The sequence below is a fragment of the Desulfomonilaceae bacterium genome (assembly GCA_041662605.1).
Lineage (GTDB): Bacteria > Desulfobacterota > Desulfomonilia > Desulfomonilales > Desulfomonilaceae > CAJBEZ01.
On the sequence record JBAZSD010000006.1, the window covers coordinates 1 to 19,166 of the forward strand.

The 19,166-nt window shown below is 45.8% G+C and carries 25 protein-coding genes; 15 read left to right on the plus strand and 10 right to left on the minus strand.

The features are described 5' to 3' along the window. The 4 genes from WC647_06490 to WC647_06505 form a co-directional block, all read left to right on the plus strand. On the plus strand, positions 1-155 hold a 155-nt coding region (locus tag WC647_06490; protein ID MFA6221945.1), incomplete at its 5' end, for an IS5/IS1182 family transposase. 434 nt (positions 156-589) lie between these two features. Beyond that, positions 590-1,450, plus strand: coding sequence for a sulfide/dihydroorotate dehydrogenase-like FAD/NAD-binding protein (locus WC647_06495; GenBank protein MFA6221946.1), 861 nt, complete (start codon positions 590-592; stop codon positions 1,448-1,450). Continuing rightward, positions 1,450-2,877: an NADPH-dependent glutamate synthase gene (gene gltA / locus WC647_06500; protein ID MFA6221947.1), complete on the plus strand. Its 1,428-nt coding sequence runs from the start codon at positions 1,450-1,452 to the stop codon at positions 2,875-2,877. Before WC647_06495 ends, gltA begins: the two co-directional genes overlap by 1 nt. Before the next feature lie 99 nt (positions 2,878-2,976). Next, on the plus strand, positions 2,977-3,285 hold the full coding sequence (locus WC647_06505) for a hypothetical protein (GenBank protein MFA6221948.1): 309 nt from the start codon (positions 2,977-2,979) through the stop codon (positions 3,283-3,285). A 75-nt stretch (positions 3,286-3,360) separates the two neighbouring features. On the opposite strand, the gene hpt is transcribed toward WC647_06505, so the two are convergent. From hpt to WC647_06520, 3 genes are all read right to left on the minus strand, one after another. Further along, positions 3,361-3,885 carry a hypoxanthine phosphoribosyltransferase gene (hpt, locus tag WC647_06510; GenBank protein MFA6221949.1) on the minus strand — a complete coding sequence of 175 codons (525 nt, stop codon included), beginning with the start codon at positions 3,883-3,885 and terminating at the stop codon, positions 3,361-3,363. Between the two features lie 63 nt (positions 3,886-3,948). Then, a complete protein-coding gene (gene tsaD / locus WC647_06515) occupies positions 3,949-5,004 on the minus strand; it encodes a tRNA (adenosine(37)-N6)-threonylcarbamoyltransferase complex transferase subunit TsaD (protein ID MFA6221950.1) in 1,056 nt (351 codons plus the stop codon). Between the two features lie 17 nt (positions 5,005-5,021). Then, positions 5,022-5,579, minus strand: a complete 558-nt coding sequence (locus WC647_06520) for a hypothetical protein (GenBank protein MFA6221951.1) — start codon at positions 5,577-5,579, stop codon at positions 5,022-5,024. Between the two features lie 154 nt (positions 5,580-5,733). On the opposite strand from WC647_06520, the gene WC647_06525 reads away from it, so the two are divergent. The 5 genes from WC647_06525 (at position 5,734) to WC647_06545 (ending at position 8,997) form a co-directional block, all read left to right on the plus strand. Continuing rightward, positions 5,734-6,738, plus strand: coding sequence for a potassium channel protein (locus WC647_06525; GenBank protein ID MFA6221952.1), 1,005 nt, complete (start codon positions 5,734-5,736; stop codon positions 6,736-6,738). A 21-nt stretch (positions 6,739-6,759) separates the two neighbouring features. After that, positions 6,760-7,179, plus strand: coding sequence for a hypothetical protein (locus tag WC647_06530; GenBank protein ID MFA6221953.1), 420 nt, complete (start codon positions 6,760-6,762; stop codon positions 7,177-7,179). Positions 7,180-7,210: 31 nt separating this feature from the next. Continuing rightward, a complete protein-coding gene (locus tag WC647_06535; protein MFA6221954.1) occupies positions 7,211-7,972 on the plus strand; it encodes a gamma-glutamyl-gamma-aminobutyrate hydrolase family protein in 762 nt (253 codons plus the stop codon). Positions 7,973-8,041: 69 nt separating this feature from the next. Further along, positions 8,042-8,329, plus strand: coding sequence for a hypothetical protein (locus WC647_06540; protein MFA6221955.1), 288 nt, complete (start codon positions 8,042-8,044; stop codon positions 8,327-8,329). 134 nt (positions 8,330-8,463) lie between these two features. After that, a complete protein-coding gene (locus tag WC647_06545; GenBank protein ID MFA6221956.1) occupies positions 8,464-8,997 on the plus strand; it encodes a hypothetical protein in 534 nt (177 codons plus the stop codon). A gap of 113 nt (positions 8,998-9,110) precedes the next feature. On the opposite strand, the gene WC647_06550 is transcribed toward WC647_06545, so the two are convergent. Then, positions 9,111-10,016: a hypothetical protein gene (locus WC647_06550; protein MFA6221957.1), complete on the minus strand. Its 906-nt coding sequence runs from the start codon at positions 10,014-10,016 to the stop codon at positions 9,111-9,113. A 262-nt stretch (positions 10,017-10,278) separates the two neighbouring features. On the opposite strand from WC647_06550, the gene WC647_06555 reads away from it, so the two are divergent. The 3 genes from WC647_06555 to WC647_06565 all read left to right on the plus strand — a co-directional run bounded on the left by WC647_06555 (position 10,279) and on the right by WC647_06565 (position 11,564). Beyond that, positions 10,279-10,629 carry a hypothetical protein gene (locus tag WC647_06555; GenBank protein MFA6221958.1) on the plus strand — a complete coding sequence of 117 codons (351 nt, stop codon included), beginning with the start codon at positions 10,279-10,281 and terminating at the stop codon, positions 10,627-10,629. Continuing rightward, positions 10,626-11,183 carry a glutaredoxin domain-containing protein gene (locus WC647_06560; GenBank protein ID MFA6221959.1) on the plus strand — a complete coding sequence of 186 codons (558 nt, stop codon included), beginning with the start codon at positions 10,626-10,628 and terminating at the stop codon, positions 11,181-11,183. Before WC647_06555 ends, WC647_06560 begins: the two co-directional genes overlap by 4 nt. A 189-nt stretch (positions 11,184-11,372) precedes the next feature. Then, a complete protein-coding gene (locus tag WC647_06565) occupies positions 11,373-11,564 on the plus strand; it encodes a hypothetical protein (protein MFA6221960.1) in 192 nt (63 codons plus the stop codon). Between the two features lie 294 nt (positions 11,565-11,858). Here the strand turns inward: WC647_06565 and WC647_06570 are convergent, their stop codons facing one another. Both WC647_06570 and WC647_06575 read right to left on the minus strand, forming a co-directional pair. Next, on the minus strand, positions 11,859-13,133 hold the full coding sequence (locus tag WC647_06570; GenBank protein ID MFA6221961.1) for an AMP-binding protein: 1,275 nt from the start codon (positions 13,131-13,133) through the stop codon (positions 11,859-11,861). 113 nt (positions 13,134-13,246) lie between these two features. Next, on the minus strand, positions 13,247-13,390 hold the full coding sequence (locus WC647_06575; GenBank protein MFA6221962.1) for a methylmalonyl-CoA mutase family protein: 144 nt from the start codon (positions 13,388-13,390) through the stop codon (positions 13,247-13,249). Positions 13,391-13,631: 241 nt separating this feature from the next. On the opposite strand from WC647_06575, the gene WC647_06580 reads away from it, so the two are divergent. The 3 genes from WC647_06580 (at position 13,632) to WC647_06590 (ending at position 16,043) form a co-directional block, all read left to right on the plus strand. Next, entirely contained in the window at positions 13,632-13,949 is a 318-nt protein-coding gene (locus tag WC647_06580) for a hypothetical protein (protein ID MFA6221963.1), read from the plus strand. Positions 13,950-13,996: 47 nt separating this feature from the next. Continuing rightward, positions 13,997-15,586, plus strand: coding sequence for an AMP-binding protein (locus WC647_06585; protein MFA6221964.1), 1,590 nt, complete (start codon positions 13,997-13,999; stop codon positions 15,584-15,586). 187 nt (positions 15,587-15,773) lie between these two features. Beyond that, a complete protein-coding gene (locus WC647_06590; GenBank protein ID MFA6221965.1) occupies positions 15,774-16,043 on the plus strand; it encodes a hypothetical protein in 270 nt (89 codons plus the stop codon). A 47-nt stretch (positions 16,044-16,090) separates the two neighbouring features. Here WC647_06590 and WC647_06595 read toward each other — a convergent pair whose 3' ends face one another. From WC647_06595 to WC647_06610, 4 genes are read right to left on the minus strand one after another with little or no spacing between them, the layout of a single operon-like run. Next, positions 16,091-16,876: a methyltransferase domain-containing protein gene (locus WC647_06595; GenBank protein ID MFA6221966.1), complete on the minus strand. Its 786-nt coding sequence runs from the start codon at positions 16,874-16,876 to the stop codon at positions 16,091-16,093. Further along, on the minus strand, positions 16,854-17,606 hold the full coding sequence (locus WC647_06600; GenBank protein MFA6221967.1) for a cupin domain-containing protein: 753 nt from the start codon (positions 17,604-17,606) through the stop codon (positions 16,854-16,856). The genes WC647_06595 and WC647_06600 overlap by 23 nt, the downstream gene beginning before the upstream one ends. 41 nt (positions 17,607-17,647) lie before the next feature. After that, positions 17,648-18,322 carry a dephospho-CoA kinase gene (coaE, locus tag WC647_06605; GenBank protein ID MFA6221968.1) on the minus strand — a complete coding sequence of 225 codons (675 nt, stop codon included), beginning with the start codon at positions 18,320-18,322 and terminating at the stop codon, positions 17,648-17,650. 42 nt (positions 18,323-18,364) lie between these two features. Continuing rightward, entirely contained in the window at positions 18,365-18,919 is a 555-nt protein-coding gene (locus WC647_06610; GenBank protein MFA6221969.1) for a hypothetical protein, read from the minus strand. Positions 18,920-19,166: the final 247 nt, after the last annotated feature.

Here is a 19,166-nt window from a genome sequence, read left to right on the forward strand (position 1 = left end):
AAGAAAGAACAGCGGCGGAGCGGTTCTATAGTCGTTTAAAGGAAGAGTTCGGAGCAAACAACATTATGGTTCGAGGAGCCTTGAAGGTAAAGGCTCATTTAATGTTTGGTGTGATTGCGATCTTTGCGGACCAGTTGATCAAATTAGTAAACTGATCAGCTACAAACACAAACGAAGAAACGATCAACAGGATAGTCGCGCCTAGAAACAGAAAAATTGTGAGCTAAACCCACAAAATTTGAATGACTGATTATTTTGACCTATAAAATTGCCATAAAAGGCTTGATGGACCCTGAAAACACTAATTCCTAGGGGAGTTTTGCAAAAGGCTCAATTGGTTCGACAATTCATGCTAGTGAACTTGAAAGTCTGACAACGAGGGTTTGTTAGCCCTGTTTGGAAGAGAAATTTCACAAATATCTTGCTGCCCCGACATTAGAACTCAATTCAGCTCGATAAACTTGTTGCCCCATTTACTTTTGTTGTGGTAGAAATTTCAATAATAACTCTGCTTTCGACACTTCATACCAGCCGAGCGAGTTTTCCAGGAAAAAATTTCCGCGAATAGAAGTCCGAGGAGGTCAATTTCATGTTTGAAATTCTTGAAAAAGAACGCATAGGCCCGGGCGTGAATCGGGCAGTAATCTCGGCCCCCGAAATTGCAGCGGCCCATCGACCGGGCCAGTTCATCATATTGCGCACCCACAAGGATGGAGAGAGAATTCCCCTTACAGTTGCGGATAAGGATACGGAAAAGGGCACTATAACTCTTGTCTGGCAAGAAGTGGGCGCAACCACCTATTACATGAGCACTATGTGTATAGGGGAAAAATTTCAGGATATTTGTGGTCCCTTGGGAAAGCCCACACATATCGAAAATTTCGGCACAGTTGTCGGAGTTGGCGGTGGCATAGGCGTAGCCCCTCTTTACCCGATCACCAAAGGTTTGCATGACGCCGGAAACCATATGGTAAGCATCATCGGCGCCCGTACCGAAGGCCTGCTGATTATGACAGAGGACATCAGGAAGGTTAGTGACGAACTTATTATTTCAACCGACGATGGTTCGTTTGGGGTCCACGGGTTTGTAACCCAGGTTCTGCAAGGTCTTATCGACAAGGGAACCAAAATTGATCTTGTCGTGGCGATTGGACCAGTGCCAATGATGAAAGCTGTTTGCAATGTTACCAGGAAAGCCAGCCTTCCCACTGTAGTCAGCTTGAATCCGATCATGGTTGATGGCACTGGCATGTGTGGAGCATGTAGAGTTGAGGTTGCCGGTAAAACACTGTTCGGGTGTGTTGACGGTCCCGAGTTTGATGGCCTTCAGGTTGACTTCGACTTGCTGATGAAACGACTGGCCATGTACAAAGGGCCTGAGCTTATAGCCCTCAACAACTTCCGCGAAACACCGCGCGGTTGCCAGTGTACTTTCCCTGGAGGCGCATAATGAGCGATCTAGAACCTAAACCCACAAAAAAGCCTAAGATTCCTCGCCAGAAAATGCCTGAGCAGGATCCGATCCAGCGAGCCCATAATTTTTATGAAGTAGCTCTAGGATATGAAAACGATCTGGCTTTGTTGGAAGCAAGCCGCTGCCTTCAGTGCAAGAAACCGTCGTGCATGAAAGGCTGTCCTGTTGAAGTTGACATCCCTGATTTTATCCAACTGGTTAAGAGTGGTGACCTTATGGGCGCCGCATGGAAAATTAAGGAAAAAAACAGTTTGCCAAGGATAGCAGGAAGGGTTTGTCCTCAGGAAAGTCAGTGCGAATCAAAGTGTGTTGTGGGAGCCAAAGGCAAGGGTGAACCTTGCGCCATTGGAAGGCTCGAAAGGTACGTGGCCGATTACGCCGCTACTCATGACGACGGGAAGAGACCGGAACTTCCTAAACCAACCGGCTTGAAAGTCGGCGTAGTCGGTTCCGGTCCGGCCGGCCTGACTCTTGCTGGCGCTTTGATCAAAAAGGGAGTGGGGGTAACGGTTTTTGAGGCCTTACACGAACTTGGTGGCGTTCTCGTTTACGGCATCCCTGAATTTCGACTTCCTAAGGCAATCGTCCGTTCTGAGGTCGATGAGCTTAGAAAGTTGGGAGTTGAATTTAAAACCAACTGGGTCATCGGTCGGATAGAAACAGTTGATGATCTTCTTGAAAAGCGTAAGTACGATGGCGTATTTATTGGATCCGGAGCAGGCGCCCCGTTGTTTCTGAAAATACCAGGGGAAAACCTGAACGGTGTTTACTCGGCCAATGAGTTTTTGACCCGCGCTAATCTTATGAAAGCGTACATGTTCCCGCAAGCCGATACACCCGTGGCGAAAGGCCGCAGGGTTGTGGTTTTTGGCGGGGGTAATGTGGCGATGGATTCGGCTCGTACCGCCCTACGCCTCGGCGCCGAGGAAGTAACGATAGTTTATCGGCGCACAATGGACGAATTACCAGCTAGAACGGAAGAGGTGCATCACGCGATAGAAGAGGGAGTGAAATTCCAGCTTTTGAACTCCCCAACGGAAATCGTTGGAAACGACTCCGGCTGGGCGATAGCGGTAAACCTGCAAAAGATGCAGCTAGGAGAACCGGACGCTTCTGGACGTAGGCGGCCGGTGGCTATTCCAGGGGATACTGCTCAGATAGAGTGTGACACTATTATTGTCGCCATAGGAAACGGAGCGAATCCATTGGTCCCAACAAGCACCAAGAACCTGGAAACAAACAAATGGGGAAATATCGTCGCTGATCTGGAAACCGGCACGACTTCCCGTGATAGAGTTTGGGCCGGTGGTGACATTGTTACAGGAGCAGCGACAGTTATTTTGGCTATGGGCGCCGGTCGCAAGGCGGCTTTAGCAATGTTGAACACTTTTGGAATCAGTTGATCCGAGCAATCTAGTGACTAATCCCTGTTAATTCCGGGGCGGTTCTTGGGCTTTTCCAGATAGGAACCGCCTCGCTCTCTATGTCATAGTAGCAGTTTTATGGACTACAATTTATTGATTAAAGCTGGTTTTATGGGATTTGCCGCCTCAACCGGGGCGATTTGTATTGTCTTCTTAGTGACGGGAAATCTGCTGAAAATCACGAGGAGAAAATTCAGCAGCGTTTATTTGCTGGCAGGGGTCGTATCCTTTATCACTGTCTATCTACTACTTTATTTCAAGATAAGACCTTCTGAAATGGAGAACCCTCAATTTTTTTTGACTGGAGTAATTGGAGGATGGCTGGCGAGTATTCTGTTCGGGGTAACACAATTCAAAAATTTTCTTAGAAGTTTCCTTCAGCCTTGAGAAATATGGCTTCCATCACATTCAATCTCTTATCCTCATTCTTCATTAAGCTTTGATTGCTTCCTTGGCGACTATTCAATCTTCCAGTATATAAAGACCATTCAGGTTTCGAAATTCTTCACCACAGTCAAGTCCGTAACCAACAATAAAACCGTCTTCCACCTGAAAACCACAGTAATCCAGTTCTACAAATTTCTCTCTTCTAGCTTTCTTGTCTATCAGTGCGGCTGTTTTCAGAGAATTCGGGTTTCGGCTCTTCAGATATTCGCCGTATTGATGGAGAGTCAAGCCGGTATCAACTATATCGTCTACAAGGATCACATCTTTGCCTTCTATGGGCAGACTGACATCCATTATTATTTTCAGGTTTCCACTGGTCACTGTTTGATCTCCATATGACGAGATCCTGACGAAATCCACGTGACACGGTAGATTTATGTTTCTCGCAAGGTCCGCCATAAAAACAAACGCCCCTTTAAGTATTCCCACCAGCAGGATCGGTTTGTCCCCATAATCTTGGGATATTTGTTTACCCAGTTCCTTTACCCGCTCATCAATTTTCTTGTGACTAAATAATTCTTTCCTGGTCCTGGTGTTCATAAAGAATGCTCCAAAATTAATGTGGTCCGTTTGAAACAGTTCAATTGCCTGTTCCGCTTACCTTTACCAACGACTCTTAGCTCCAAACCCAAGCGAATCCGTCAAACCCTCTTTGAATAAGAAATAACCTCGCGCCGCTATCATTGCCCCATTGTCTGTGCACAAACGCGCCTGAGGTATCACAACGTCAACCCCCTTTTTAATACCCTCCGCCGTGATCCCTTCTCTTAACGCCGAATTAGCGGCTACGCCACCGCAAACAACAAGCCGAGGGATTTTAAGTGTCTGCGCAGCCGTAAAGAGCTTTCCGACCAGTGTGTCTATCACCGCTTCCTGAAAAGCTGCGGCTATCTTGCGAATCATGTCAAGATCGTCGGTTGACGGGTTCGAAGGAGCAATCTTGTGGAAACTCCCATGGACAGCATTATCCACGGAAGTTGCAAAAGTATTTTGGGCATGCCTCAGCACGGCGGTTTTCAATCCCGAGAACGAAAAATCCATATTTCCCGGCTCCATCAGGGCTCTAGGAAATCGAAGGCCGTTTGTGCAAACCCCTTCAGCCAGCTTCTCAATGACTGGTCCACCTGGATATCCCAACCCTAATAGTTTTGCCACCTTGTCATAGGCTTCACCGGCAGCGTCGTCGCGAGTCTTTCCTATTATTCGAATATCAAGCGGAGTCCGTACTTCGAACAAGCTCGTGTGGCCACCGGAAACAACCAATCCTATAAAAGGGAAAACAGGTCGATTATGTTCAAACCACGCGGCGAAAAGGTGTCCATGGAGATGATTGACCCCGCATATCGGTTTCCCGAGCGCCAGCGCTAAACCTTTGGCCGCGCCTATTCCTACCAGTAAAGAGCCTATCAGACCCGGTCCTCTTGTTACTGCTATTGCGTCGACATCGTTCAATTCCAGTGACGCATCGTTCAGGGCTTGTGAAATTACAACTGAGATAGCCTCGATATGTTTTCTCGACGCGAGTTCGGGAACCACCCCTCCAAATTCCTTGTGAATATCTATCTGAGAAACTACTACGTCAGAAAGAATGTTAGTTCCATCGGCCACAATCGCTGCAGCGGTTTCATCACAGGATGTCTCAATACCCAATACAATCATTTGAGAACTTTGGAGACTCATGCGCAATTTTTTGTTACCCAACGTTCCACATCGGACCACCCATGAAAACGGGCTGTGACCGGGGCTTCACAGCGTTTGTTCCAGGGTTGTATCATTAATCCGACGCCCACTCCTTCAGAAAGATAATCCCGCAAGTGTAATTCGTCGTCTTCGATGATAAATTTGGCGCCCGTTTCTTTCAAATAGACGCGTTTGTCACGCGAACCCCCTGTTACAATCATTTCCGGGGTCGTGGGGTTCCATGGCAACGCTTCAAGTTGACGTCTTGCGCTTTCCAGGTCTGACCTTCCTGTTATGAACAAGAGTGGCGATGCGGTTAGTTCATATACCATCTCAAGAGTCCGGACGGCTCCTTCGTATGAATCAATGCTTTCCATTGAATACATGTTGTCCACGGCTTCCAGTAACTGTTTAGGATTGAGGCCAAGTGGCTCAAGATCCCAAGTTAAAAGATCTGCAGGTGATATCTTTTTACCGGTTGCTTCGTTAAGATGACCCAGAATCATGTCTATTGACTTTAACACGACACCATCAACGTCAAAAGCTATTCTCATCTGTTGGACCTCGACCAAGTTCAGAATCAGTGTTCTTAAATTTAATTCCTTTGTTGAATTAATCCTAAAAGCCTTATACTAAATATTTGGTTCTAAATCACTGGGTTACAACTTTCCACGATCATTGAAGCTATTAACGGGAGAAAGACCGACCTTGAATCCGAATATTCTCTTGCGTTCAATCATAGGATTGGTCTCGGTCATAGTTTTCGGGACTATAGGCTATATTTGGATTGAGCATTGGTCCGTCATAGATGGGTTGTATATGACGGTAATCACCATATCTTCTATCGGATACGGGGAAGTCCACAAGCTTAGCGACACAGGACGTGTTTTCACTATGGGGCTGATCTTTGTCGGCTTTGGGGTGGTCGGTTATGTCTTGGTCGCCGCGAGCAGGTTGATAATTGAAGGCGAAGTACAAAAAATACTAACTAGGCGACGTTTCATGAAAGCAATAGAAAAAATTAAGGACCATTTTGTGATATGTGGTTTTGGCCGCATGGGAGCGTTCGTGTGTCAACAGTTCCATGCGAGAGGAATCCCATTTGTGGTCGTAGAAAATGATCAGGAGACACAATTGAGGATCATGGAAGCAGGTTATTTCCTGTCTCCCGGAGACGCCACTCAAGAGAGTGTGCTCCAGGGAGCAAACATAAAAACAGCCCGGGGGCTAGTCTCGGTACTGAATTCCGATGCTGCGAACGTTTACGTTGTGCTCACTGCGAGAGAATTAAATTCGAATTTGGAAATTATTGCTCGCGCCGGCGAAGAAAGCGCGCAAAAAAAGCTGATGAGAGCCGGAGCAAATCGCGTAATCAGCCCGTATCAGGTTGGGGGCATGAGAATGGTCATGGCTATACTAAAACCCGAAGTAATGAACTTTCTCGAAGTAGCGATGGATTATCGCGACCTCAACATAGAAATAGAGGAAATTAAGGTCTTAGAGGGCTCGGAGTACGTCGGAAAGGGGTTAATTGACACGGATATAAGGAAAGACTTAAATCTGATTGTTATCGCAGTGAAGAAGCCTAACGGCAAAATGGTCTTTAATCCTGGTCCGCGAACGGAAATTGAAGAGGGCGACACATTGATTGCAATGGGAGAGAAAAAGAGTCTGGAGATCCTTATGAAAAAATCCCGCTTACCAAGCTCATGAGAAATGTGATATAATTGAAACATGAGTGCAAAGTCATTAACAAAAACGGTGCTATATTTCGTTGTCTTCGTCCTGTTCGTTCTCGTTGGACTTCAGGAAGCGTCGGCCTATGATATCAGAGGCGTATGGGAGGGAAACGCAAAGGGTTCTATCTTCGGCGCTAAGGGGTCGGTCACGATTACGTCTCAACGGGGTGAGGAAATCGAGGGTGTTATTGAAGGGGGAAATATTTTTGGGCGCGTTAAATTTAAGATTAGCGGTAAAATTCAGGGAAATTTCATTTTTGGCGCCTTAGAGGGAAACTCATTTCAGGGATACATTTATCCGGATTGGTCCATCCGAGGTGTTTTCAAAGGCATAGACGGGGACAGTTACCAGGTTTTTCTCAAGCGACCATATAACTATTGGGGGATGCCTCAGGAGGGTTGGCCGTACAACTAAATATTGAGCCCGCCTGCGCTGTGGTAAGGTTGTGATAGCGACGACATTACACGGATTGATCATTGATATTGACCGCAAACACTCTGATGTCTCTCGATATAATGAACTCAGGTTGGGGATAGTTGATTCCATTCGTTTGCCAAAATCATCATGGGAAGCTGTGTCGATTGATGTCGGTTACATTCACTTTACAGACATCAAAAGCCATATAGGCGCAATAAATAGCTATGATTTTTTCATTCTCAGTCCACAAGGATCTCCGTGGAGTTCGTACAGGGGCGCGGAAATGGAAAGTCTTAACTTTCTGGCGCATTGGACACGCGAACTTATTGTCTGTAAGCGCGCCCCTTTCCTGGGGATCTGCGGCGGCCATCAATTCTTAGGAATGGCGTTCGGGGGAGAAGTAGGTTTCATAGATAACAACCTGAGGGACTTTTCGGCTGAAAAGTATCCTCCGGATTGCCTTGCGGAACGTGATCGTGTCAATATAACGACGGTTCACGATGACCCTATTTTAGATGGATTTCCACCGCATCCTACCGACTTGTTCGTAATGGAAAACCATGTTGAAGAAATAAAGACGGTTCCTCCGGGTTTTGTAAACCTTGCGTCTAGTAGACTGTCAAAGATACAGATCATGAGATTTCCAGGAAGAATTGTTTACGGAATGGCTTTTCACCCCGAACGCGGCTGGGGCCTAGATGACCAGAAAGAAGAAAACTCTGCTTGGCATGGTAGAATGATGCTGGCAAATTTTGTAAAGATGGTTTGCAGAGCGAAAGGCGTTCTATAATAGAATCGCATCGTCTAAATTGTTCTTTGTAGTCGTTCAATTCACAATTTGAATAAGAAAGGCCATCAGATGGAAGAACTCGAAAAAATAGCGATTAGACTTAAGCACTGGGCGGGACACAACCTCGAACACGCAAAAGCATACGAAGAGGTGGCGGAAAAGTTGACTAATTTAGGATTGGATGACGCGTCGAGGGATGTTCGTCAGGCTATAGAATTGAATTCGAAGGCTAACGAAAAATTCGCATCCGCTTTAGCCATGATAGAGTCCAGAGTTGGCCAGGTTTCAGAGTGTTGTAAAGATCATGGGTCCGGCCACTGTTGTTCGGATCATGACCATGGTCATCACTCACACTGAGATTTAAAAGCGAATAGTCTCAAGAATTCGGAATCAATTCTGCTATTCAGGGAATCTTTTACGTTGATAATTTATTTATTTAGGTGTCTTTTTTTACTGACGTGTTTCAGGTTTTGTGGCTGAAGGAGGGATGAATGGAAGCCAGAACTTTTGAAATGGAGTTTGCAAAATTTATTCAACGGTTTCACCAGGATATCAGAGACGCTTTTATAGATGACGCATTTCACAAAAGAGAAATCCTTTCGCACTACCAACTCGCGAAAGATATGCTTCAAGAACTGGCCGACAACGTGCTCTCAGAATTCACCACGAATATAGATAAAAAAACATCGGTAGAGACAATAGCGGACAGATATGTACAGCTAGGCATAAGATGCTGCGAAGATGGCTTGAGCTATTCTGAGATGGTAAGAGTCTTTATTCTACTAAAACGCCATACATGGCTTTTTTTTCAGGAAAGCAATTTTGCTGGACAGCCTTTTGACGTGAGATCCATCGTGGCTTTGAATAACAGGACCGCATTATTTTTTGACCGCGCCATGTACTATTTTTTGGTAGGGTTTGAGCAGACACAATCGGAAATTAAGACTGAACTCGATGATATGTATAATGTCTTCGTCGACAGGCTTTATCGGGACTTGAAAAATCGTCTCCAGCCTCAATCCTGAACCAGACTATTCGCTGCATTCTCTGTTGGGAATTGGCGCTGAAAAAGGGTAGCTAACCGCTACCCTTTTTCAGACTACTTGGAGGAAGACCCCACGGGAAGGATTGAACTCATTTATTGCACCACCTGCACGGTGTACCCGAATTTTTCGCCGTTCTCCACTCGATAGTCAACTTTAACTTTTTCACCCACTGCCGGCCTTCTGAAAGGTATAAACTTTGTCTTCAGACCGACTTTGACATTGACTACCTCGGCAGATTCGCCATCTTCAGAGCTTCTTACCGACAGGCTTTTTGGAGAGGATGCCACCACTTCGCCTAAGAGAGTCTTGACGGTTTTTTCTTCCTTGACCGGTTCCTCTTTGATTTCTTCTTTTACTTCCGGCTTTACTTTTTCAGGAGGAGTTGTCTTCGTAATCACCTTTTGTTCCGCAGGAGGGACTGGCTTTTTTGTAACCGGTTTTTTCACCGGCGCAGGCCCTGAGGGCTCGGTTCTTGTCGCGCCCTGCGGAGGAGTAACAGCCGAGGAATGTTTTGGAGCAGGCTCCTGTTTTCCCGGGGCCCAGTTTCGGTCATATACGTGGGCCGGCGGCTTTGTTGAACAAATTGGTTTAGGAGGACCGCACGAATCAGTTGTCGGACCCGCTTCTTCTCCTCCCACGGTGCGGCAGACAGTTCCTGAAGGTGGAGCTGGAGGATAACATTGAGCCGCAGCCGGTGTAGGAGAAAGACTTACTACTTTTGTGGCTTTCATATACCCGTCTTCGAGTATGAAATCCACAGCCACTATTTCACCGAGGCACGGCCTGCGGTTGGGCACATATTTCGTGCGCCAGCCAACGTTGACCTCTGCGCATTGACCATTGGACTTGACCGTCATCGATCTCCATCCGTGGTCTACCACGGCGCCTTTGAAGGTGCAAATGCGGTATGCGTCGGCAGAAACCGCTCCCATGACAACAATGGCCATCGTTAAGGAAATAATGGCCGCAAAATTGATAACAGATGTCTTCCCGGACATAGGGAACCTCCTCACTCGGGGGCGTAAGGATTTTCGCGCTGAATTTTCTGGATGGCGGCGAAAAAACCGTTACCAGCATCCTTATGCTGAAATTAGCCCTTGTAATAGTAGGTTATTGCTAAAATGTCAAGTAATTTAAAGCTGTCAATCGTATTTCATTGAATTACAATAATATTATCTATTAATATGCCATAACTGCACGGCATTGTCATTGTTTTGTCGTTATGCTATGTATTTAAAATCCTCTGTGGAGGCTCGATATATGGGTGTTTGCCGTGACGCCACTGAATGCGAAATAGAATTTGTCAAAGAGATGGCTGAAGGGCTCGGTAGTTCGGGGTTAATCCTGGACAACCTTTTGGAAAAGGCCTGTGTGGCCAGGATGATAGCCTTAGACCTTATTGAGAAATACCAAGCTTCTTCGCCGAACGCGCCTAATAGGCTGGTAGCCATTACCAACGAGCGTATCAAAGAGTATAACTCTTTAGTGGACAAAGCTGAAGAGGCTTTGAGGTGGCTCTTAATTCAACGAGAAGCTTGCGGTTTCAGAAACCACAAGAATGTTAGCCAGCACTATCCTATCCCTCTTAGGCTGCCCCTGATAAAAAGATGACCAATGCCTCACGTTTTAAAGCCATTCTAATATTAGTAGCCTGCCTGGCCTTCATAGCGGGCACGGTAGGTTCGGCGCCAGCCCAGAAATCATCAAAGGCGGGACCAGATATTGACAAGACGGTTGTTGTCACTGTGTTCACATCGTCAGAATGTCCATTTTGCGAAAACGTCAAAGAACTTGTGGATGACCTCAAGACAACACTTCCAATAAAAATTGAAATGTTCGACATAAACGAACCTGCAGATTATGATCTGTTTTCCAAAATCGAGGCGACCCACAAAGGGGAAAGATTCGCAGTACCCCTGATTATAGTCGGTGACACGGTGTTAATGGGTCAATCCCAAATTTTCAGCAAACTTGAGGACACCATAAGAAAAGCTGAGATTAATGGAACTTCCAAGAACGGCACAAAGCTCAACCATAAAAAGATTGCCGCTGATGAGGCGCCGTCAGGTCACGGCGCTCAATCTAATACGCATCAATTAGAATCTAACAAAATGAAGATAATAAATGATGACGCAAAAGCTGAACCTTCCCCGTCAATTAGATAAATAACACACAACCAAAACCGAACACTTGACTATATAGGATTATATGAATATATTCTTGACATACAAATTGTGAAGGGGTGCAACATGTTTTCAATAGATGAAGAATCAAAAAATTTTCTAAAAGACAAATTGGAGCCTAATCAATATCTCAGGATTTTCTTTGGCGGTCATGGTTGAGGCGGACCCAGCATGGGTTTGGCTCTGGATGAGCCTAAAGAAGGCGACGAACATTACACCGTAAACGAATTGCCTGTCATCGTTGATCCTTTCGCGATGAAAATGATTAAGGACTCCGGTGGGTTGAACATAAAAAACAGTATGTTCGGTCCTACGGCTGAACTGGCTGGCGCTGGGTGTGGAACAGGTTGTAGCTGCAGCTAGTGGGTTTAAAGATGCCAATTTTTGAATTTGTTTGTGAAGATTGTGGCCGGCAGTTTGAACGAATTTTCTTTATATCCGAGTGTGATGATCCCGCGCCTTGCCCGTCATGTGGTGGTGAACGAACAAAAAAGAGTTTTTCCGTTTTTTCTCACACAGGAATTGAGAAAAGCTTGAGTTCTTCTTGTGGATCTTCTGGATCCAAGGGCTTTTCTTGAGGATAGAAACCAAACGCCGTGAGCGTTATCTCTGATATAATAGGGACCCTCAAGGTCCCTATTATTCGTTATGCGGTTTTTAATCCCATTTCCGTCTATCTTCTATAATCTTTTGTTCATCGGTCAATGTTCCACTTTCAAGAATGCAAACGGAACCTTTGAGTTTTAATGAATCGCGAATCGTTGCTTCCACTTTTGACAGAAAACCCTCCGCTACGGCTCCTTTGAGTTCCACCTCAAGCTTCATTATGTCTTGATCACCAGGTCTTTCTACGACAAGACGCGCTTTGGCGATTTCCGGATGGGTTTCGACAACCTTCTGCACCTGTGAGGGATGAACAAACATGCCCTTGACTTTGGTAACCTGATCAACGCGACCCATGATTCGAGTTAAGCGTGGGGATTTTCTGCCGCAAGAGCATTCTTCTGTTGTAATGGCTGAGACATCCCCTGTCCCAAACCTCACCAGGGGATAAATCCTGTTGTTACAAGTAACTACGACCTCACCCGGTTCTCCTTCCGGCAGAGCCTTCCCGGAATCCGGATCTACAATTTCGACTATCACGTCGTAGTGAATATGCATTCCGTTGGTCGCAGGGCATTCATATGAAAGACACCCAACGTCGGCCGTCCCATATGCCTGACGCCCTATAATTCCATATTCTTCCAAAAATCGCTTACGCATTGACTCAGGCAACATCTCGGCCGCAAGGAAAGCTACCTCGAGCTTTAAGTCCTCCTTTGGCTTCAATCCAACTTCTTCAGCCTTTTTAAGGATAGCCATCAGAAAACTTGGAGTCCCGATATATCCAGTTACACCCAGCGCCTTTACAATCTGAACCTGCGTTTCCGTATTTCCAACACCGGTTGGAACGATGACGCCTCCCAACTCCACTATGCCCTCTTCGAACATATGCCCCGCAGGTGTGAGGTGGTATGCGAATGTGTTGACTACAATATCGCCAGCCCGAAATCCCACTGAATACAGGGCTGTTCTCCATCGCCAATAGTCACGCTCTGCTCCTACCGGATCGTAGATAGGACCAGGAGATTGATGAATCCTGGCAAGATTCGTCACCGGAACAGTCAAGAAGCCGCCAAATGGTGGATTTGATTTCTGCGCTTCAGAAAGATCCTTCTTCTTGGTTATTGGTAACTTTTGAAGATCCCCAACCGAATTTATGTCCGCAGGAATCTGTCCGAGGCTGTCCATACTTCTCCTCAGCGGTGTTCCTGAGGCATATGCGTGTTCAACCACTTCTTTGAGGAATTTCTCTTGATAAGCTTTCCTGTCTCCCGCCGAAAAAGCCTCCTTTTCGGTTAGAAAGCCTCTGTTTCGGTCCTCAGACGCCATACTTACCTCCATCCCCTGATTTATTTAACAAACTTGAAATGTTCTAATCCCTATGAAGCTGACTCAACTTCAAAGGGCGCCAATTCCTTAAAACAAATTCAGAATATGCTGGGCTATTGAAATTCTCCGAATACGTCTCGAAAAACGTCCGCCATTTCCCCCACTGTCGCATAAGCTTGGCAACATTCTACCAAAGCCGGCATTATCTTTTTCTTCGATCTCGCGACTCTTTCCAATTCGTGAAGCAAGCGCTTCACGTTTGATGAGCTTCTTTACAACTTGACCTGATTTAGCTCTTTTGCTGCTGGACATTGGTGTTGACACGGTTTCCAGGACCGCCTATGATACCGAAATGATTCATAGACAAACTGTTCTCAGTTAATCCGAAGAAATCAATTGTGTCAAGTTGAATGGGCTCCTCTTTGTGACTTCTCTCCGGCTCTGAATCTCCCAGACGTAGCCACTGTTTGGGCAAAACCGTTCTTTTGAGGAGAGCGTATGCTATTACCCACCTTTGATCACCATGCGCCTAAGTCGTTTCAAGAACTCGTCAAAATCAATGGCGATTTTGGGAGATCGGCAGTGATCATGCCTGGAGACCCCACTGTTATTAGAGCGGCTGAAGGCAAGGGGGAAGCCCTATATACTGTCGATTCGCCGGCGTCTCGATCCCTTGTTGGAAAGATTCTGCCTAGCCCTTATTCCCACACAGTAATTAATGAATATTATTCAGGATATGCCCAATATAGACGCCATAGGACATCGCAAGTCTGGCCCAGAAACAACTTGGGTCTGCTAGCCTGCGCGAGTCATTGAATTGTAGAGATGACTTGGGCCACATTTTATATTTCGAGGAGGATTTGATGACCGTTAGCAAGTGGATTCACATGGGGACTCTCTTGAGCCGGCAAGCGGAGCAGTATCCCGACAAGCTAGGTTGCCAGGACAAACACAAGGACCTTTCATTCAAACAGTGGAACGAAAGAAGCTGCCGGCTGGCGAACGCCCTGACTTCGATGGGATGTGGCCATGGAGACAGATTCGCGATAATAGCTTACAACCGGGTGGAATGGATGGAAATTTACGCTGGGTCCGCAAAAGGTGGACAAATCTGCGTACCTATAATGTTCAGATTGGCGGGACCTGAAATAGAATACATAACTAACGACGCCGGATGTAGGGTGTTTATTGTAGAGAAGCCTTTCGTCGACGCTATCAATTCCATCCGAGATAAGATATCCGCGCCGAAATCAAACTTTGTTTATCTTGGGGCCCCAGGTGACAATGTCCCCGATGGTTACGTCGGTTATGAAGAATGGCTGGCGTCAGCCAAAAGTTCCGAACCCAATGTCCTTGTAGATTCGAATGATCCTTGGACCTTTATGTACACTTCAGGCACCACCGGAAAACCTAAAGGCGTTGTGAGAACCCACGAAAGCTACCTTGCCATGTATTACCTGGACGTTGCCAACATGGGGATAAGACCTACGGACAAGGCTCTCATGGTCATGCCGATGTGCCATGTAAATTCTATTTATTATTCTTTTCCATACACTCTGATTTCCGCGCCGGTGTGCGTATATAATGAATCAAGTTTCAGCCCTGACGATTTCCTTACAACTGTCGAAAAATTCAGGATCACTTTTACTTCCCTGGTTCCGACACATTACATAATGATACTTTCTCTGCCGGATGAGTTGAAGAAACAATACGACGTCTCGAGCATGAGACAACTTCTGATCTCCTCAGCCCCAGCGCGAAAAGAGACTAAAGTCGCTATCCTTGAGTTCTTCAAAAACGCAGAATTGTGGGAGGCCTACGGTTCCACAGAAGCGGGACTTGTTACACTCTGTCGGCCGGAAGACCAACTTAGAAAACTTGGGACAATAGGACGCGAAATTTTTGGCATAGACCGAATCAAGGTCCTCGACGAAGAGGGAAATGAAGTTCCCGATGGACAGGTTGGAGAACTTTATGCGCGGACTCCGATGTTGTTCAAGGAATATTGGAATCTTCCCGAAAAAACCAAAGAGGTTTTCAGTGGAGAATGGTTCACAGCGGGCGATATGTGTTTCAGAGATCCTGAAGGATTTTATGTTCTGGTTGATCGCAAGGCCAATATGATCATAACCGGCGGAGAGAATGTGTTCCCATCGGAAGTTGAAAATGCCCTTGCATCTCACACTACGGTAAAAGATGTTGCAGTGATAGGCGTGCCCCATGAGAAATGGGGAGAATCCGTCCACGCTTTTATTATATTAAAATCTGGAGTAGACCCCTCTGATGGGCTAAAAGACGAGATCAGACGATTGGCCAAGACAAAAATAGCAGGATATAAGGTTCCGAAATCCATAGACTTTATCTCGGATGAAGACATGCCTCGAACAGGAACTGGAAAAATCCTTCATAGAGTGTTGAGAGAACAATATGGCTCCTGGAGTGACAATAAGTAATTTCTTACGTATATAATTTAGACCTTCTTCTGATTGAACAGAGTTTCATTAATCGATAGGATTCCGGAGGAAGCGGCTCAAAGCCGCTTCTTTTTTTGTGATTCACAGTTGCGGCTCATGGGCTGCTGTGGTATTTCTCACCTTGATTTCCGGCTTTGGAAGCACTCGCATATATTCGGGAGAAACAATGAGATTCACCATATTGCCCGCCATGCTCATGTTTACGTTTGCATTGCTGGTATTTCCTGATCACACAGTCGGCCAATCGGCGTCAAATTTGGAGACCCCGTCGTCGAAACAGGGACTCAGTCATCAAATGTTTCAGCCTGCTCCACGGAACGGTGACAAACAGCGAATATCAGAGAAAACTATTGAAGATATCAGGCGGCTCTATCTGGAAGCAGAGAAAGAAATAGAAGCGAAAAATCCATCCAAGGCTCACCAGCAAAAACAATAGCCCGAATTCAGGGAGGGCGGAACATACTAGCCTAGCTACTCGGATCTTTATTTACTGGCAGTAATGAGGTTCCAGCGAAACGCCAACTTGTCGCAGGATAAGTGGGAAAACAAAGTCTCCAGCATTTTCAATCGGTCTTCGTAACAAAGAGTAGGGTACAAGCCAGCCGACATAGCCTGAATCGAAAAGAATTCCTTCAACATTTCAACATCATATAAAAAATCTACAATATCAACCCTAACTGCGCTGAAAAGATTTTTCAAGGCAGCGATCAGGTTGTCAAGTTCGACTGGTTTTTTTTGACTGAGGTTGGTCTGGGCAGACTGGTCTGCGCGAACAAGGGCGTTTTCGTTATTATCGAAAACTCCTACCATAAAGGTTAACCCTAATGCCCCTCTTGGCTCGAGAAGGTCCTTGGCTTGGGACAAACTGGCCTGGTAATCAGGAATCAGAAATATAGATGCGCTATAAATAATCGCGTCCACTTTCTCGCTGACACATGCAGTGAGGTTACCAGCGTCCCCTTCTATGTACTTGAGCCTTTTCGAATCGGGATTGTTATTTCTCGCGACCTCCAGCATAGAAGGCGAATTGTCCAATCCCCAGATGATTGCGTCTGGAATCGCCTGAAGTATCTGCCTTGCGCTGGCTCCTGTTCCACATCCTATATCCAGGATCCGGGCATTCGACTGTATTTGCATCCTATCAAGGAGATTGGCGTTGAGTATTGAAAAGAATCCATATTTATTTTCAAAAATAAAATATTTGTCCGGACTCTGTTCAAAATTTCTCTTTACGGCGTCTTTAATCTTATGAATCTTTTTCTCGTCCATCTTTTTCCTTGGGAGCCTGATGTTCGGAACTTGGGGGCGGACAAGCCTTTTGAAAGACAGCGGGTATAATTACAACTCGCTCGAGGCTCCTTTTATAACTCGACTCGCTGTGATCATCACCATGTTTCCATGTCCGTAACATGTCTTTAGCCTGTTTTTTATCAATTTTCAGAATGTTCCGGAGTTGCCCCATGGTCACACATTGTTTTTCATATGCATATCGCGCCAGGGTCTCCAAAGGATATTCCCGCAATTTTTCAATAGGTACCCTCACCCCTACACCGGCAAGAAAACCGTGCAATTCGGAGTATGGGTCATTCCTCGTGGTATCTTTCGCAAGTTCCAGATCCAGTTTCCGTTCATTGGTGGTTTGAGATTGGCCACTAATGTAACCGGCTGAGCCATCTATAAAATCCTGCCTTATTGGTGAGAAAAAATCCACGGCCTCACAACCTTCCGGACCTGAAGAGACTGAGTGAGGAACCATTGAAGGTATCAGCAACATTTCATTGGGAAGCAGCGTTATTTCCCCACGTTCAGGAAAATGCAGGGTAATTTGTCCTTTTTGAACCGTTGTGAATTGTTCAGACTCGTGCTCATGCACTGGTATGGAGGAATTAGGAGCGATCTCGATTCTAACCGCCATCAGTTTCTTGCCCCAAATCATTTGACGGTTAATCTTGTCAGACAATTTCTCTTTACCTATGAGATCCCATGATCGCTTTTCCATTAATACGCCTCGCTGTTAAAGTCATGTGACGGCGCCAGCCGTCAGCGCTCCTGATTGAGCCGCTCTTCATCGAGCAACATAGACCTAAGTTTATCTACAATGCCGGATACTTGTTTTTCAGTTTGTTCCAGAGGACCACTGTTGTCAATTATGATGTCGGCTAAAGTTTTTTTCGATTCTATATCCATTTGCGCGTTTAGCCGGGATGACGCCTCGTCAGATGTAATCCCGTCTCTTTTCATCAACCGCTTCTTTTGAAGCTTTCGGGGAGTGTAAACCAAAATTATGATGTCGAAATCTGTTTCCCAGCCCGCTTCAAACAATAGCGGCACATTTACCACAACAATCAGATTTCCGTTTTTTTGATGCTCTTTTACAAGACGTTCCTTCTCACGTGATACTCTTGGGTGAATAATCGCCTCCAGAAGTCTTCTCTTGGAAGGATCGGAAAAAACTATCCTGGCTAGTTCTGGTCTGTTTAACGCGCCTTGTGGATCCACGACGGAACCACCGAATGTGGTCCTTATCTCGTTCAATCCCTTAGATCCGGGCTTGACTGCCTCGCGAGCAAGCTCATCAGCGCAAATAACAGGGATCCCGTGGTTCCTGAAAATACCACTGACAGCGCTCTTGCCGCTACCTATTCCCCCTGTAAGTCCTACTGTCAACGAGCGCCTAGCGCCCACATCATCATTTCTTTTTTGATTGGCTCTCATTATGGACCAGACCCACTATCCTTAATAATCTATCAAATTTGTTTAATCTTTCTTCTTCATTTCCTGCCAAGCAGCGTCCAAAGCTCGGTCAAGCTTTTTCCCAGTCTTCTGTATGGTCTCAAAAAGCTCTCCAACCCTATCTTTTAAGACCTTGGCCATTTCATCAGAATGTTCCTGAGCTTGCTTCACCCTGTTTTCGCCAATTCTCCCAAACGCCGTCCACTGTTTATCAAGAAGTTCCATGGCCTGATTAACGCACAAACTGAGCGTGTCCCTGCTTACCGCCCCGAGAGTCTTGAACCTATGTTTAAGGTCATTCAGGAAACTGTCCCAATCGAGATTTCTCTCGCGATCGAGAGTTTCCCACGCGTCCTTTATTTTAGTAGACGCTGTTTCTATGTCTACCACCGCCAACTTTCCGGAACGTTTGAGATTTCTTGCCGTTTGATCTACCGCGGAGAAAAATTCTTCCCTGGAAGAGCCCCAGCTCTTTTTGAGAAAAACCCGGATTTCTCCTAGCATAAAAACACCTATCGTTCCCAGGTTTGACATCAGTTCAGTCAAGGAATCTCTTACGTCAGGCACCTTCTTATCCATAGAAGCCTCCAAGAATATTCGTAAGGTTCATCAGTCGCTTAGACACCACAAGGCGTAATTTTGATTCAATCGTTTTGAGTCGCTCGTTAGACTTGGTTCTACAAGTACTACGCCGGCAACAGCTACGCAACAAATTTGATGTTTTTAGCCAAACTGCTGCGTTCCGCGAGCCACGTACGATCAACAAAAGAATTTAAACCGTGACTTTTTTCAAGAATTTATTATAATTTGTTAAGTTAACTGATTG

Coding starts and splice junctions, on each gene's coding strand:
- WC647_06495 (MFA6221946.1), top strand. CDS start 590: ATGTTTGAAATTCTTGAAAAAGAACGCATAGGCCCGGGCGTGAATCGG.
- gltA (MFA6221947.1), top strand. CDS start 1,450: ATGAGCGATCTAGAACCTAAACCCACAAAAAAGCCTAAGATTCCTCGC.
- WC647_06505 (MFA6221948.1), top strand. CDS start 2,977: ATGGACTACAATTTATTGATTAAAGCTGGTTTTATGGGATTTGCCGCC.
- hpt (MFA6221949.1), bottom strand. CDS start 3,885: ATGAACACCAGGACCAGGAAAGAATTATTTAGTCACAAGAAAATTGAT.
- tsaD (MFA6221950.1), bottom strand. CDS start 5,004: ATGATTGTATTGGGTATTGAGACATCCTGTGATGAAACCGCTGCAGCG.
- WC647_06520 (MFA6221951.1), bottom strand. CDS start 5,579: ATGAGAATAGCTTTTGACGTTGATGGTGTCGTGTTAAAGTCAATAGAC.
- WC647_06530 (MFA6221953.1), top strand. CDS start 6,760: ATGAGTGCAAAGTCATTAACAAAAACGGTGCTATATTTCGTTGTCTTC.
- WC647_06540 (MFA6221955.1), top strand. CDS start 8,042: ATGGAAGAACTCGAAAAAATAGCGATTAGACTTAAGCACTGGGCGGGA.
- WC647_06545 (MFA6221956.1), top strand. CDS start 8,464: ATGGAAGCCAGAACTTTTGAAATGGAGTTTGCAAAATTTATTCAACGG.
- WC647_06550 (MFA6221957.1), bottom strand. CDS start 10,016: ATGTCCGGGAAGACATCTGTTATCAATTTTGCGGCCATTATTTCCTTA.
- WC647_06555 (MFA6221958.1), top strand. CDS start 10,279: ATGGGTGTTTGCCGTGACGCCACTGAATGCGAAATAGAATTTGTCAAA.
- WC647_06560 (MFA6221959.1), top strand. CDS start 10,626: ATGACCAATGCCTCACGTTTTAAAGCCATTCTAATATTAGTAGCCTGC.
- WC647_06565 (MFA6221960.1), top strand. CDS start 11,373: ATGGGTTTGGCTCTGGATGAGCCTAAAGAAGGCGACGAACATTACACC.
- WC647_06570 (MFA6221961.1), bottom strand. CDS start 13,133: ATGGCGTCTGAGGACCGAAACAGAGGCTTTCTAACCGAAAAGGAGGCT.
- WC647_06580 (MFA6221963.1), top strand. CDS start 13,632: ATGCTATTACCCACCTTTGATCACCATGCGCCTAAGTCGTTTCAAGAA.
- WC647_06585 (MFA6221964.1), top strand. CDS start 13,997: ATGACCGTTAGCAAGTGGATTCACATGGGGACTCTCTTGAGCCGGCAA.
- WC647_06590 (MFA6221965.1), top strand. CDS start 15,774: ATGAGATTCACCATATTGCCCGCCATGCTCATGTTTACGTTTGCATTG.
- WC647_06595 (MFA6221966.1), bottom strand. CDS start 16,876: ATGGACGAGAAAAAGATTCATAAGATTAAAGACGCCGTAAAGAGAAAT.
- WC647_06600 (MFA6221967.1), bottom strand. CDS start 17,606: ATGGAAAAGCGATCATGGGATCTCATAGGTAAAGAGAAATTGTCTGAC.
- coaE (MFA6221968.1), bottom strand. CDS start 18,322: ATGAGAGCCAATCAAAAAAGAAATGATGATGTGGGCGCTAGGCGCTCG.
- WC647_06610 (MFA6221969.1), bottom strand. CDS start 18,919: ATGGATAAGAAGGTGCCTGACGTAAGAGATTCCTTGACTGAACTGATG.